Below are 13407 nucleotides of genomic sequence, written 5' to 3'. Positions count from 1 at the left end.
TAAACTAATACTCCTTTGATTATTGCTTAAGTATTCCTTCTTGAAGGAGAAACTCATGCGCAACCTCTTCAGCTGATTTACCTTCCACACCAACTTGATAGTTCATCTGACTCATCTGGCTCTCGGTGATTTTTCCAGCTAGTTTATTAAGAACATCTTCCAACTCAGGATGTTTTTCGAGTAACTCAGCTTTCATGAGTGGAGCCCCTTGATAAGGTGGGAAGAGGTGTTGATCATCTTCTAAAATCATCAAGTCATACCTAGCAATTTCAGCATCCGTTGAGTAAGCATCTGTAATTTGAATATCACCTGACTGGATGGCTTGGTAGCGAAGAGCTGGTTCCATGGTTGCCACATTGAGATTCAATCCATAAACAGACTGCAAGCCCTTGTTTCCATCCTCACGGTCATTAAACTCCAGAGTGAATCCCGCCTTGAGCTGTCCTTCTACTTTTTTCAAGTCAGAAATCGTCTTAAGCCCATATTCTTGCGCAATTTTTTTAGGAACTGCTATAGCATAAGTATTTTGATAAGCCATGGGTTTAAGAAAGGCTAGTTGATCCTGTTTGGCAATGCCGTCACGAGCCACCTCGTAAACCTTTTCTGGGTCATGCCCAATTTGTGGAGATGGTTGGAGGAGACTCTCTGTCACTGTTCCAGAAAATTCTGGGTAGATATCAATGTCCCCTTTTTTCAGCGCTTGATAAAGGAAATCTGTCTTCCCAAAGTTAGGCTTGACCGTCACCGTCATATCCGTATTTCCCTCGATGAGAAGTTTATACATATTCATGAGAATCTCAGGTTCAGGTCCCAACTTCCCAGCTATAACCAGATTTTCTTTCTCTTTATTTGGAATCATGCTTGGAGCATAACTAGCTCCCAAACCAAGTACCATAACAGCAAAGGCTGCAACAATCGTACGCAACTTTGCCTTTTCCAACCATTTGAGAATAACATTAAAGAGAATGGCCAAAATGGCTGATGAGATTGCGCCGATTAAAATGAGACTAGCATTCCGACGATCAATTCCCAAAAGGATAAAGGAGCCTAGTCCTCCAGCTCCCACAAGAGCAGCTAGAGTTGCTGTCCCAATGATCATAACGGTTGCTGTACGAACCCCCGATACAATGACAGGCATGGCCAGTGGAATTTCAAACTTTTTGAGTCGCTCCCACTTGGTCATTCCAAAAGCAATCCCTGCCTCCTCAAGACTAGGATCAATGCCGTTCAGGGCTGTAATCGTATTTTCTAAAATCGGGAAAATAGCGTAAATAACAAGGGCTGTGAGGGCTGGTAAGGTTCCAATTCCCATGAAAGGAATAAAGAGACCCAACAAAGCCATTGAGGGAATGGTCTGGAAGATACCCGCAACTTGTAGCACCCAGTTCGCTACTTTTTTGTGACCATTTAGATAAACCGCCAGCGGAATGGTCAGAAAAATAGCAACCAATAAGGTCAAAAGAGACAATTGTAAGTGTTGTCCTAGAGCTGTTACCCATTCACTAAATCGCTCTTGAAAGGTTGAAATCAAATTAGACATGAAGTTTACCTCCAAACAAGTTTGCTACAAAGTCTGTCGCAGGCGCTTGTAAAATTGTTTCAGGTTCTGCGACCTGGCGAATTTCCCCATCCTGCAAAACCGCAATCCGGTCACCTAATTTTAAAGCCTCGTCCGTATCATGAGTAACGAAAATAGTCGTCATACCAAACTCCTTATGCAAGTCTTTGGTGAGAGCTTGCAACTGCTTGCGAGAGATGGCATCCAAGGCTGAAAAAGGCTCGTCCATCAATAGAATCTTTGGCTCTGCAATGATGGCCCGCACAATGCCAATCCGCTGTTGCTCCCCACCCGATAACTCGCTTGGTAAACGATGGGCATAGTCTGCAGCAGGCAGGCCAACCTTGTTCAAGAGTTCTTCGGTTTTAGAGGCAATTTTCTCCTTGCTCCAGCCCTTCATCTCAGGAATCAGAGCAATATTTTCCGCAACTGTCAAGTTAGGAAATAGGGCAATAGCTTGGAGGACATAGCCGGTACTGAGACGTAACTCCCGTTCATCATAGTCCTTGATGCGTTTCCCATCCATATAGATATTGCCATCTGTCGGCTCCAAAAGACGGTTAATCATCTTGATCATAGTGGTCTTTCCAGAACCTGAAGGACCCACTAGCACCATAAATTCTCCATTTTTAATTCGGAGATTGACATCTTTTAAAATGTTTTTATCCGTGTAGCGCAAGGCTACGTGTTTGTATTCAATCATGTTTTTCCTCAATAAGTTTTCTGTCTCTAAGAATATCCAAAAGGCTGCTTGCTGGATGCCCTAGCACTTTTTCGATATCTGTTGAAACCCCAGCCTGTTCGCCAGCTTTAATCGCTGTATAAGTACTGACCCAGGCATCGTACTCCCAAGTTTGTGCTGGCCATTTTTTCCGTGACTCATAAGCTTCTTCTACTGATTCATCTATATACGTGATGTCCTTACCGGTCTCTTTCGAGAGAAGCGCTACGATTTCTTCCATGGAAAGATCCTCAGGCCCTGTCAGATTCAAGGTTTGATTTTCCCACTCCTTAGGATTTAAAAGAATCTCTGCTGCAACCCTAGATGTGTCCTTACGGGCAACAGCTGACACAAGACCACTGCCGGCCGGACCACGAATCTCTCCATTTTCAAGCGCCATATCAATCAGGAAGTCCAAGTAAAAATTATCTCTCAAAAAAGTGTAGGTGAACCCTAATTCCTTGATATAGGCTTCAGTCTGGGCATGATCTCGAGACAAGGTGAAAGTCGCCTTCTCATCTGCCCCATAAAAGGAGGTATAAACGATATGCTCTACTCCTGCTAGCTTTGCAGCATCTAAAAACTCCTTGTGCTCCTTGACACGCTCAGGATTTTCCCGAGCAGAAACCATCAACAAGATATCGATCCCCTTTAAGGCCTCAACCACTTTTGGAGTATTTGTATACGACATTCTACGTATTTCCGCAGACGCGTAAACTTTTGCACGCTCTGGGCTTCGTGCTAGATGGACGGAAGCGATTCCTTTTTTATCGATAAGATCAGCCACATAGGAGCCTAAGTTCCCTGTTACACCTGTAATTCCGATCATAACTGTTACTTCCTTTCCCTAGATGTCATTCTCTTTAGCTTTTAGATTTGAGATAATTCTCTCTTGATAGGCCTCAAATTCTCGGATTTCTTGATCTGAAAAGCCTTGGTAGAAAATCTCTCCAAGTTCCCGACTAACACGGTCTCCAATTTTTTTTTGCGCCCAACCAAGGTCTGTCAACGAGATATATTTTTTTCTTTTATCTTGCGTGCAAGGTTGAATCGTGACCAAACCTTGTTCTTCCAATTTCTTAACCATACTGGTCAATGTATTATTGGCTAAACCCGTCGCAAGAGCGATATCGGTCGCAGTAGCACACCCTAACTCTTGCTTCCACAAAATCGTTAAAATTTTTCCCTGTTCACTTCGGTATTGAGCATCTGGTTCCTTGCTCAGCAACTTTTGAAAGATACGTCCATTCAATAATCGAATCTGTAGAGCTTGGTAGCCCCCTAACATCTTGTCCATTTTGTCTCCTTTTTGTTCTATATCGAACCTTTTGAACTATAGTAACACTCTGAATTACATCTGTCAACTATTTCGATATAGAAATAATAAAAAACTTCCTACCAAAAAGTAGAAAGTCATCATTTTTATAAAATTAAACATGAATCACATCTGAAGCATTTCTCTTAAAGAAATTACTATGTCCCAGATAAGGACCATACTTAGAATTTTGACTAGAAACCAAGCATAAAGGAATGATAAAAATTTTTATAAAGTAGAGTAAGCAAAAAAGTAAAAAAGAACTAAAACTAAGAGTTTTTAACTCAAAAAAATAAAGATAAAAGAAAATTAAAGCATTCAATAGAATATTAAATCCCGTAGCAAAAATAGCTGATAATATATTCGTCTTAATCTGAGGATTGAAGAGTTTGACAGCAAATAAAGCCAATAAAGAAATATTATAGATACAAATTGGCTTGTAATCATGACGATAAAAAACTAAACATTTATTGTTATAAAAATTAATCCCACTACTAAAATTACTCGCCTTGTTAATCCAAACATGCGAAACTCCACTAATATCACTCCAAGGAACAAATAAAGCTAATCTTCTAAGATAAATCCCTTTTGGAGATACAGAAAATTTCCAAGAACAAAGAAGATTTATGCCAATGCCAACTAGAATTAATAAAAGAAGGAAATACCCTAACTGTGTTTGATGGAAGCTGAAGGCGTAATCAAAAATATTAACTGTTTGAGTTCCTCGACCAACAATTTGATGAACACCCAAAAGATATAAAATAACTATAAAAAGAACAAATCTATAGTAAATACTATGAAACTTCACAATTTTTGTCATATATTCTATTCCCCTGAATTATAGAGTCATCATCAAACAATGCTTTACGTTCTTATATAACACTAGCATACAATTAAATAATCAAAGAATATAAAAATGAAAAAAGAGATTTTTATAAAAAGAGCTTAGCCAAGACCAAATTCTTCATTTTTCTAGTCTTCTTCAACCAAGCGTCTGAACTCTGCTTGTATTTCTGTGTTTTCGGTTGGTTTCAAGTACATAATCCCACCATTAGTTGTCGGTGAATGAAAGACAATCGCTTCTCCTGTATTGGTTATCGCAAAGTAATAGCTATGAACATCTGGAAATTTATCCCAGTTACTATAGCGCTCTACGATACGATACTTAGCAGTTCCTAACCCATTATCCGAGTATTCCGCATTTATTTTTTCACTCGGCCCATCACCAAAGGTATAGAGATTATCTGCACCGACATCTCCTCCAGCAATTCCTTTTTTGTAATTAGGTTGACCAAGTCTTTCTCCCCAGTCTTTAATAAAAGCTTCTAATTTAGCAGATTTGTTGGCATTCCAAGGAGCTTTTTGCTTTTCTCCCGAAATAGTCGTGCTAGTAGAGTTTTCAAATTTCTGCCAATCTAGTTGCTTAAAATTCATTAAATCTGCCTCTGCTTTACCAAAGTCAGAATGCAAACTTTTGTTACCTGGTACACGAATGTCCTGTTCCTGAACTTTACTTGCTGCTTGCTGGCTAGAATTCAGATGATAAAGTGCTCCCCTACCTTCACCTGTACCAGATGACCAGCTTAATTCCAAGATATCTCCATCATTATAGATATTCATAGAATTTCTAGCTCCACCATGACCAGCTACAAAGCCTTCTGCTAAAAGTATCGGTTTCTCATTTACGAGATAATAAAGACCCGAAATATAATAACCACCATTAGATTGCTCAACGCCAATTAACAATTCCTCTACACCATCTTTATTAAGATCCGCGTAGGCAAAACTCATCTTATCAGCTTGATAAACCGCATTTTCAACTGACCAACTATTGATAGGGCGTTCAGTACCTTGTAAACTCTTATAGAGATCAGCAATTGCATTTACATCCTTCGGTGTAGAAAGTATTATTTGATAATTATCAAAAACTGGCTTGTAGAATTCTTTAAAATTTTTCTTAGCCTCTACGGAAGTTTGTTCATTAGTATTTGATTGACTAACAGTTGTTGATAAACTAAGCCCCTGATTAGAATTTTCGGAGCTATGATTACTACAGCCAAACATAAAAAGACTTATGAAAAGAACTAGCAAGCTTCCTAAGATCTTCTTAGATTCCATAACGAACTCCTTTGTAGATAACTAATTATTGTAGTGATTTCACTTACATTATATCAAATGTTTAACAGTTATAAAAAGAATAATATAAGACTAAGACAATAAAAAAAGAGCTAAACAGCTCTTTAATTACGGAGAATAAGGGATTCGAACCCTTGCGCCAGTTACCCGACCTAACGATTTAGCAAACCGTCCTCTTCAGCCTCTTGAGTAATTCTCCTATTAATGGGCACGAGTGGACTCGAACCACCGACCTCACGCTTATCAGGCGTGCGCTCTAACCACCTGAGCTACGCGCCCAAGTAAAAACTTGGTACTTGAACAAAGTTCAAAGCGGGTGACGAGAATCGAACTCGCGACAACAGCTTGGAAGGCTGTAGTTTTACCACTAAACTACACCCGCATAGTATCATATTAAAAAATGGCGCGAGACGGAATCGAACCGCCGACACATGGAGCTTCAATCCATTGCTCTACCAACTGAGCTACCGAGCCAATATTGCGGGAGCAGGATTTGAACCTACGACCTTCGGGTTATGAGCCCGACGAGCTACCGAGCTGCTCCATCCCGCGTTAATAATAAAGGAGGATGTGGGATTCGAACCCACGCACGCTTTTACACGCCTGACGGTTTTCAAGACCGTTCCCTTCAGCCGGACTTGGGTAATCCTCCAACATTTCAATGGACCTTGTAGGACTTGAACCTACGACCACTCGGTTATGAGCCGAGAGCTCTAACCAGCTGAGCTAAAGGTCCAACAAGATCATTATAGCGGCGAAGGGGATCGAACCCCCGACCTCCCGGGTATGAACCGGACGCTCTAGCCAGCTGAGCTACACCGCCATCAATCGGGAAGACAGGATTCGAACCTGCGACACCTTGGTCCCAAACCAAGTACTCTACCAAGCTGAGCTACTTCCCGAGTTAAATGTTTAATGCACCCTAGAGGAGTCGAACCTCTAACCGCCTGATTCGTAGTCAGGTACTCTATCCAGTTGAGCTAAGGGTGCTCTTCAATATATGCCGAGGACCGGAATCGAACCGGTACGATCGTTACCAATCGCAGGATTTTAAGTCCTGTGCGTCTGCCAGTTCCGCCACCCCGGCCTCTCTAAGCGAACGACGGGATTCGAACCCGCGACCCCCACCTTGGCAAGGTGGTGTTCTACCACTGAACTACGTTCGCATCGACTCTGGTTTATATTAAAAAAAATGCCGGCTACATGACTTGAACACGCGACCCTCTGATTACAAATCAGATGCTCTACCAACTGAGCTAAGCCGGCTGATTTCTATTATGCGGGTTAAGGGACTTGAACCCCCACGCCGTTAAGCGCCAGATCCTAAATCTGGTGCGTCTGCCAATTCCGCCAAACCCGCAAATATGACCCGTACTGGGCTCGAACCAGTGACCCATTGATTAAAAGTCAATTGCTCTACCAACTGAGCTAACGAGTCAAATAACTTTCGTTATTACGGTCCCGACGGGAATCGAACCCGCGATCTTCGCCGTGACAGGGCGACGTGATAACCGCTACACTACGGGACCTATGGGAGTTAACGGGATCGAACCGCTGACCCTCTGCTTGTAAGGCAGATGCTCTCCCAGCTGAGCTAAACTCCCTCGAGCTAAGCGACTTCCATATCTCACAGGGGGCAACCCCCAACTACTTCCGGCGTTCTAGGGCTTAACTTCTGTGTTCGGCATGGGTACAGGTGTATCTCCTAGGCTATCGTCACTTAACTCTGAGTAATACCTACTCAAAATTGAATATCTATCAAATTCCAAGAAAACCTTCACACTTCGTATTCTCAGTTACTTTGGATAAGTCCTCGAGCTATTAGTATTAGTCCGCTACATGTGTCGCCACACTTCCACTTCTAACCTATCTACCTGATCATCTCTCAGGGCTCTTACTGATATAAAATCATGGGAAATCTCATCTTGAGGTGGGTTTCACACTTAGATGCTTTCAGCGTTTATCCCTTCCCTACATAGCTACCCAGCGATGCCTTTGGCAAGACAACTGGTACACCAGCGGTAAGTCCACTCTGGTCCTCTCGTACTAGGAGCAGATCCTCTCAAATTTCCTACGCCCGCGACGGATAGGGACCGAACTGTCTCACGACGTTCTGAACCCAGCTCGCGTGCCGCTTTAATGGGCGAACAGCCCAACCCTTGGGACCGACTACAGCCCCAGGATGCGACGAGCCGACATCGAGGTGCCAAACCTCCCCGTCGATGTGAACTCTTGGGGGAGATAAGCCTGTTATCCCCAGGGTAGCTTTTATCCGTTGAGCGATGGCCCTTCCATACGGAACCACCGGATCACTAAGCCCGACTTTCGTCCCTGCTCGAGTTGTAGCTCTCGCAGTCAAGCTCCCTTATACCTTTACACTCTGCGAATGATTTCCAACCATTCTGAGGGAACCTTTGGGCGCCTCCGTTACCTTTTAGGAGGCGACCGCCCCAGTCAAACTGCCCGTCAGACACTGTCTCCGATAGGGATCACCTATCCGGGTTAGAGTGGCCATAACACAAGGGTAGTATCCCAACAACGTCTCCTTCGAAACTGGCGTCCCGATCTCATAGACTCCTACCTATCCTGTACATGTGGTACAGACACTCAATATCAAACTGCAGTAAAGCTCCATGGGGTCTTTCCGTCCTGTCGCGGGTAACCTGCATCTTCACAGGTACTAAAATTTCACCGAGTCTCTCGTTGAGACAGTGCCCAAATCATTACGCCTTTCGTGCGGGTCGGAACTTACCCGACAAGGAATTTCGCTACCTTAGGACCGTTATAGTTACGGCCGCCGTTTACTGGGGCTTCAATTCATACCTTCGAGTTACCTCTAAGCACTCCTCTTAACCTTCCAGCACCGGGCAGGCGTCACCCCCTATACATCATCTTACGATTTAGCAGAGAGCTGTGTTTTTGATAAACAGTTGCTTGGGCCTATTCACTGCGGCTGACCTAAAGTCAGCACCCCTTCTCCCGAAGTTACGGGGTCATTTTGCCGAGTTCCTTAACGAGAGTTCTCTCGCTCACCTGAGGCTACTCGCCTCGACTACCTGTGTCGGTTTGCGGTACGGGTAGAGTATGTTTAAACGCTAGAAGCTTTTCTTGGCAGTGTGACGTCACTAACTTCGCTACTAAACTTCGCTCCCCATCACAGCTCAATGTTATAGAATTAAGCATTTAACTCAATTCACACCTCACTGCTTAGACAGACACTTCCAATCGTCTGCTTTAGTTAGCCTACTGCGTCCCTCCATCACTACATACTCTAGTACAGGAATATCAACCTGTTGTCCATCGGATACACCTTTCGGTCTCTCCTTAGGTCCCGACTAACCCAGGGCGGACGAGCCTTCCCCTGGAAACCTTAGTCTTACGGTGGACAGGATTCTCACCTGTCTTTCGCTACTCATACCGGCATTCTCACTTCTATGCGTTCCAGCGCTCCTCACGGTACACCTTCGCCACACATAGAACGCTCTCCTACCATACCTATAAAGGTATCCACAGCTTCGGTAAATTGTTTTAGCCCCGGTACATTTTCGGCGCAGGGTCACTCGACTAGTGAGCTATTACGCACTCTTTGAATGAATAGCTGCTTCTAAGCTAACATCCTAGTTGTCTGTGCAACCCCACATCCTTTTCCACTTAACAATTATTTTGGGACCTTAGCTGGTGGTCTGGGCTGTTTCCCTTTCGACTACGGATCTTAGCACTCGCAGTCTGACTGCCGACCATAATTCATTGGCATTCGGAGTTTATCTGAGATTGGTAATCCGGGATGGACCCCTCACCCAAACAGTGCTCTACCTCCAAGAATCTTGATGTCGACGCTAGCCCTAAAGCTATTTCGGAGAGAACCAGCTATCTCCAAGTTCGTTTGGAATTTCTCCGCTACCCACAAGTCATCCAAGCACTTTTCAACGTGCCCTGGTTCGGTCCTCCAGTGCGTCTTACCGCACCTTCAACCTGCTCATGGGTAGGTCACATGGTTTCGGGTCTACGACATAATACTAAAGCGCCCTATTCAGACTCGGTTTCCCTACGGCTCCGTCTCTTCAACTTAACCTCGCATCATATCGTAACTCGCCGGTTCATTCTACAAAAGGCACGCTCTCACCCATTAACGGGCTCGAACTTGTTGTAGGCACACGGTTTCAGGTTCTATTTCACTCCCCTCCCGGGGTGCTTTTCACCTTTCCCTCACGGTACTGGTTCACTATCGGTCACTAGGGAGTATTTAGGGTTGGGAGATGGTCCTCCCAGATTCCGACGGGATTTCACGTGTCCCGCCGTACTCAGGATACTGCTAGGTACAAAGACTATTTAAAATACGAGGCTCTCACTCTCTTTGGCTGATTTTCCCAAACCATTCTTCTATAATCTTTGTGTCCACATTGCAGTCCTACAACCCCGAAGAGTAAACTCTTCGGTTTGCCCTCCTGCCGTTTCGCTCGCCGCTACTAAGGCAATCGCTTTTGCTTTCTCTTCCTGCAGCTACTTAGATGTTTCAGTTCACTGCGTCTTCCTCCTCATATCCTTAACAGATATGGGTAACAGGTAGTACCTGTTGGGTTCCCCCATTCGGAAATCCCTGGATCATCGCTTACTTACAGCTACCCAAGGCATATCGTCGTTTGTCACGTCCTTCTTCGGCTCCTAGTGCCAAGGCATCCACCGTGCGCCCTTATTAACTTAACCTTATTTTTTGACCTTTCAGTCATAAACTCTTATTAATACTACAGCGTTTTCGGTTTATTTTCTTGTTACTATTTGATATAGATATTCAATTTTCAATGTGCATTACTTGGTGATCTCTCACCAATGGAGCCTAGCGGGATCGAACCGCTGACCTCCTGCGTGCAAAGCAGGCGCTCTCCCAGCTGAGCTAAGGCCCCACAAGACCTCTCAAGACTAAACAAGACCAATGTGCATTCCTTATCCTTAGAAAGGAGGTGATCCAGCCGCACCTTCCGATACGGCTACCTTGTTACGACTTCACCCCAATCATCTATCCCACCTTAGGCGGCTGGCTCCTAATGGTTACCTCACCGACTTCGGGTGTTACAAACTCTCGTGGTGTGACGGGCGGTGTGTACAAGGCCCGGGAACGTATTCACCGCGGCGTGCTGATCCGCGATTACTAGCGATTCCGACTTCATGTAGGCGAGTTGCAGCCTACAATCCGAACTGAGACTGGCTTTAAGAGATTAGCTTGCCGTCACCGACTTGCGACTCGTTGTACCAGCCATTGTAGCACGTGTGTAGCCCAGGTCATAAGGGGCATGATGATTTGACGTCATCCCCACCTTCCTCCGGTTTATTACCGGCAGTCTCGCTAGAGTGCCCAACTGAATGATGGCAACTAACAATAGGGGTTGCGCTCGTTGCGGGACTTAACCCAACATCTCACGACACGAGCTGACGACAACCATGCACCACCTGTCACCTCTGTCCCGAAGGAAAACTCTATCTCTAGAGTGGTCAGAGGGATGTCAAGACCTGGTAAGGTTCTTCGCGTTGCTTCGAATTAAACCACATGCTCCACCGCTTGTGCGGGCCCCCGTCAATTCCTTTGAGTTTCAACCTTGCGGTCGTACTCCCCAGGCGGAGTGCTTAATGCGTTAGCTACGGCACTAAACCCCGGAAAGGGTCTAACACCTAGCACTCATCGTTTACGGCGTGGACTACCAGGGTATCTAATCCTGTTTGCTCCCCACGCTTTCGAGCCTCAGCGTCAGTTACAAGCCAGAGAGCCGCTTTCGCCACCGGTGTTCCTCCATATATCTACGCATTTCACCGCTACACATGGAATTCCACTCTCCCCTCTTGCACTCAAGTTAAACAGTTTCCAAAGCGTACTATGGTTAAGCCACAGCCTTTAACTTCAGACTTATCTAACCGCCTGCGCTCGCTTTACGCCCAATAAATCCGGACAACGCTCGGGACCTACGTATTACCGCGGCTGCTGGCACGTAGTTAGCCGTCCCTTTCTGGTAAGATACCGTCACAGTGTGAACTTTCCACTCTCACACTCGTTCTTCTCTTACAACAGAGCTTTACGATCCGAAAACCTTCTTCACTCACGCGGCGTTGCTCGGTCAGACTTCCGTCCATTGCCGAAGATTCCCTACTGCTGCCTCCCGTAGGAGTCTGGGCCGTGTCTCAGTCCCAGTGTGGCCGATCACCCTCTCAGGTCGGCTATGTATCGTTGCCTTGGTGAGCCGTTACCTCACCAACTAGCTAATACAACGCAGGTCCATCTGGTAGTGGTGCAATTGCACCTTTCAAGCACATATCATGCGATATCTACTGTTATGCGGTATTAGCTATCGTTTCCAATAGTTATCCCCCGCTACCAGGCAGGTTACCTACGCGTTACTCACCCGTTCGCAACTCATCCGCTCGGTGCAAGCACCAAGCTTCAGCGTTCTACTTGCATGTATTAGGCACGCCGCCAGCGTTCGTCCTGAGCCAGGATCAAACTCTCATTAAAAGTTTGAGTTCTCACTCATTTCTGTCACTGACAGATTTATTGTTTTTTCATTGTTCAGTACTATAACATCAGTTATAGTGCCCTGCACATTGGTTCGTCTTGTTCAGTTTTCAAAGGTCTTTGTCGCGCTTACGACAACTATATTAGTATATCACAGTCACTTTTCTCTGTCAACAGGTTTTTTTAACTTTTTTTAAATCCTATTTCCATCAACCGCGATACACCCATAGTCCGTACGGGATTCGAACCCGTGTTACCGCCGTGAAAAGGCGGTGTCTTAACCCCTTGACCAACGGACCTGAGCTTTTTCAACTCTTTCTATTATACCTACTTTTAGAATCTTGTCAACTAGTTTTTTGAAAATTAGTTGACAGGATTCTAGATTCACAAGTAGATGAGAAACTGAGATTACAATTCAGCAATTTGATTCAAGTTTACTTCTGCTACTGTATCATTACCAAACATTGAAATAATCATTTTCACTTTGTTATTATCAATTTCAGTAATTTTTCCTGTGTAATCAGCAAAGGCACCATCAATGATTCGAACTGTTTGACCAACTTCAACATTGATATCGAATTCTTGAACTGTTTGTCCCATTGATACCAAGATATCTCTGATTTCTTGTTCCAAAAGTGGAGTTGGTTTAGATCTGTTCCCGTGTGAGCCGACAAATCCCGTAACGTTTGGTGTATTACGAACTACAAACCAAGCTTCATCAGTCATAACCATTTCCACAAGAACATATCCTGGGAAGCGATTTTCTTCAACTTCTTTTTTCTTCCCATTTTTTTCAACTTGCACAGTTTGAGTTGGAATTTCCACACGTAGGATATTATCCAACATATTGTATGTTTGTGCACGTTGCAAGAGATTTTCTTTTACTTTATTTTCATAACCAGAATATGTTTGTAGGACAAACCATCCTTTATCAAAACTATCCATCTTTTTTCCTTTCTTAATGGTAAACTTCTTTCAGCCTATTTATATTATCTTAAAAAATGTTAATGAATCGGATCAATCCGCTAACGATTAACTGGTCAAAAATATAAATGATGACAACAAAGAAGGCAGTGTATTCCATGATAGATTTGAAATCTACCCAACTTTGTTTTCGAGTTGGCCAAGTTGTATCTTTAAGAAGTGTAAAGATATCCTTTATAAAACCCATTCTTATC

General features: G+C 44.1%; 8 protein-coding genes, 19 tRNA genes and 3 rRNA genes. All 30 read right to left on the bottom strand.

All coding sequences use genetic code 11. The features are described 5' to 3' along the window. Positions 1–19 precede the first annotated feature (19 nt). Complete coding sequence (locus HW271_RS01965) at positions 20–1540, bottom strand: ABC transporter permease/substrate-binding protein (protein WP_178894641.1); 1521 nt, start codon at positions 1538–1540, stop codon at positions 20–22. Next, positions 1533–2261, bottom strand: coding sequence for an ABC transporter ATP-binding protein (locus tag HW271_RS01960; RefSeq protein ID WP_178894640.1), 729 nt, complete (start codon positions 2259–2261; stop codon positions 1533–1535). Before HW271_RS01960 ends, HW271_RS01965 begins: the two co-directional genes overlap by 8 nt. Continuing rightward, positions 2254–3108 carry an SDR family oxidoreductase gene (locus tag HW271_RS01955; protein WP_178894639.1) on the bottom strand — a complete coding sequence of 285 codons (855 nt, stop codon included), beginning with the start codon at positions 3106–3108 and terminating at the stop codon, positions 2254–2256. Before HW271_RS01955 ends, HW271_RS01960 begins: the two co-directional genes overlap by 8 nt. Positions 3109–3126: 18 nt before the next feature. Then, positions 3127–3576: a MarR family winged helix-turn-helix transcriptional regulator gene (locus HW271_RS01950; protein WP_178894638.1), complete on the bottom strand. Its 450-nt coding sequence runs from the start codon at positions 3574–3576 to the stop codon at positions 3127–3129. A gap of 133 nt (positions 3577–3709) precedes the next feature. Further along, the gene (locus HW271_RS01945) at positions 3710–4414 is read right to left on the bottom strand and encodes a hypothetical protein (protein ID WP_178894637.1); all 705 of its coding nucleotides are present in this window, start codon (positions 4412–4414) and stop codon (positions 3710–3712) included. A gap of 152 nt (positions 4415–4566) precedes the next feature. Next, positions 4567–5712, bottom strand: coding sequence for a DUF4767 domain-containing protein (locus HW271_RS01940; protein WP_178894636.1), 1146 nt, complete (start codon positions 5710–5712; stop codon positions 4567–4569). Positions 5713–5841: 129 nt separating this feature from the next. Further along, positions 5842–5929 (bottom strand) — tRNA-Ser (locus HW271_RS01935). Positions 5930–5935: 6 nt separating this feature from the next. Further along, positions 5936–6009, bottom strand: a tRNA-Ile gene (locus HW271_RS01930). A 32-nt stretch (positions 6010–6041) separates the two neighbouring features. Beyond that, a tRNA-Gly gene (locus tag HW271_RS01925) sits at positions 6042–6112 on the bottom strand. Positions 6113–6131: 19 nt separating this feature from the next. Further along, positions 6132–6204: transfer RNA gene (locus HW271_RS01920), tRNA-Phe, on the bottom strand. A 4-nt stretch (positions 6205–6208) separates the two neighbouring features. Continuing rightward, positions 6209–6282 (bottom strand) — tRNA-Met (locus HW271_RS01915). A gap of 10 nt (positions 6283–6292) precedes the next feature. Then, positions 6293–6382: transfer RNA gene (locus tag HW271_RS01910), tRNA-Ser, on the bottom strand. A 10-nt stretch (positions 6383–6392) separates the two neighbouring features. Next, positions 6393–6466, bottom strand: a tRNA-Ile gene (locus HW271_RS01905). A 13-nt stretch (positions 6467–6479) separates the two neighbouring features. Continuing rightward, a tRNA-Met gene (locus tag HW271_RS01900) sits at positions 6480–6553 on the bottom strand. Between the two features lie 5 nt (positions 6554–6558). Then, positions 6559–6632: transfer RNA gene (locus tag HW271_RS01895), tRNA-Pro, on the bottom strand. A gap of 14 nt (positions 6633–6646) precedes the next feature. Further along, positions 6647–6720, bottom strand: a tRNA-Arg gene (locus HW271_RS01890). 11 nt (positions 6721–6731) lie between these two features. Beyond that, a tRNA-Leu gene (locus HW271_RS01885) sits at positions 6732–6817 on the bottom strand. Between the two features lie 7 nt (positions 6818–6824). Then, positions 6825–6896, bottom strand: a tRNA-Gly gene (locus tag HW271_RS01880). A 27-nt stretch (positions 6897–6923) separates the two neighbouring features. Then, positions 6924–6996, bottom strand: a tRNA-Thr gene (locus HW271_RS01875). A gap of 12 nt (positions 6997–7008) precedes the next feature. Beyond that, positions 7009–7090: transfer RNA gene (locus HW271_RS01870), tRNA-Leu, on the bottom strand. A 5-nt stretch (positions 7091–7095) separates the two neighbouring features. Beyond that, positions 7096–7168: transfer RNA gene (locus tag HW271_RS01865), tRNA-Lys, on the bottom strand. Positions 7169–7186: 18 nt separating this feature from the next. After that, positions 7187–7259 (bottom strand) — tRNA-Asp (locus HW271_RS01860). Between the two features lie 2 nt (positions 7260–7261). Then, positions 7262–7334, bottom strand: a tRNA-Val gene (locus tag HW271_RS01855). Between the two features lie 4 nt (positions 7335–7338). Next, positions 7339–7454 (bottom strand): 5S ribosomal RNA (gene rrf / locus HW271_RS01850). Positions 7455–7531: 77 nt separating this feature from the next. Next, a 23S ribosomal RNA gene (locus HW271_RS01845) occupies positions 7532–10434 on the bottom strand. A 124-nt stretch (positions 10435–10558) separates the two neighbouring features. After that, positions 10559–10631: transfer RNA gene (locus HW271_RS01840), tRNA-Ala, on the bottom strand. A gap of 50 nt (positions 10632–10681) precedes the next feature. After that, a 16S ribosomal RNA gene (locus HW271_RS01835) occupies positions 10682–12229 on the bottom strand. Together the 16S, 23S and 5S rRNA genes with 19 tRNA genes alongside form the textbook arrangement of a ribosomal RNA operon. A 227-nt stretch (positions 12230–12456) precedes the next feature. Then, a tRNA-Glu gene (locus HW271_RS01830) sits at positions 12457–12528 on the bottom strand. Positions 12529–12637: 109 nt separating this feature from the next. Next, the gene (gene nusG / locus HW271_RS01825) at positions 12638–13174 is read right to left on the bottom strand and encodes a transcription termination/antitermination protein NusG (protein WP_004254102.1); all 537 of its coding nucleotides are present in this window, start codon (positions 13172–13174) and stop codon (positions 12638–12640) included. A 49-nt stretch (positions 13175–13223) separates the two neighbouring features. Next, a complete protein-coding gene (secE, locus tag HW271_RS01820) occupies positions 13224–13400 on the bottom strand; it encodes a preprotein translocase subunit SecE (protein WP_004254104.1) in 177 nt (58 codons plus the stop codon). Positions 13401–13407: the final 7 nt, after the last annotated feature.

The organism is Streptococcus sp. oral taxon 061, from assembly GCF_013394695.1.
Lineage (GTDB): Bacteria > Bacillota > Bacilli > Lactobacillales > Streptococcaceae > Streptococcus.
Note: the sequence above shows the minus strand (reverse complement) of the source record. Positions and strands in the feature narration are given on the sequence as shown.